2 protein-coding genes are annotated in these 535 nt (G+C 63.2%); both read right to left on the minus strand.

Annotated features, from left to right (window positions below):
• A partial coding sequence (locus AC1DU6_RS35605; RefSeq protein ID WP_477863335.1) for a molybdopterin-binding protein occupies positions 1–251 on the minus strand: 251 nt, incomplete at its 3' end.
• Positions 251–535 (minus strand): neutral zinc metallopeptidase (locus AC1DU6_RS35610; protein ID WP_477863336.1); only part of this gene is annotated, 285 nt, incomplete at its 5' end. The genes AC1DU6_RS35605 and AC1DU6_RS35610, both read right to left, overlap by 1 nt.

The following is a 535-nucleotide window of genomic DNA, read 5'->3' on the forward strand; positions in this document are numbered from 1 at the left end:
GTGAATCCCGTGCCGCCGGTCGTGATGATGGCGTCTACGCCGGGATCGGCGATCCATACGCGCACGATCTTGCGGATCGCTTCGACATCGTCCGTGACGATCTCGCGCTTCGCCAGCCTGTGACCGGCCGATGTCAGCCGATCGGCCAGTGTCGCGCCGGACTTGTCGTCCTCGAGCGACCGCGTGTCGGAAATCGTCAGCACCGCGATGTTGAGTGGCACGAAGTCTTTCGTCACATCGGTCGATGTCATCACAGCCGATCCGTCGCAAATGTGTTGCAGGCCTGCACGGTGCCTTGCTGATAGCCGGTCATGAACCAGCGCTTGCGCTGTTCGGCCGAGCCATGCGTGAACGAGTCCGGCACGACGCGGCCCTGTGCCTGACGTTGCAGCGTATCGTCGCCGATGGCGGACGCGGTCTGCAGCGCGGCATCGATGTCACCGGCTTCCAGGAAACCGGGCCGCTTCTTCGATTCGCGATTGACCCAGACGCCGGACAAACAATCCGCCTGTAGTTCGACACGGACCTGCAGCAG

The sequence above is a fragment of the Roseateles sp. P5_B10 genome (genome assembly GCF_056400485.1).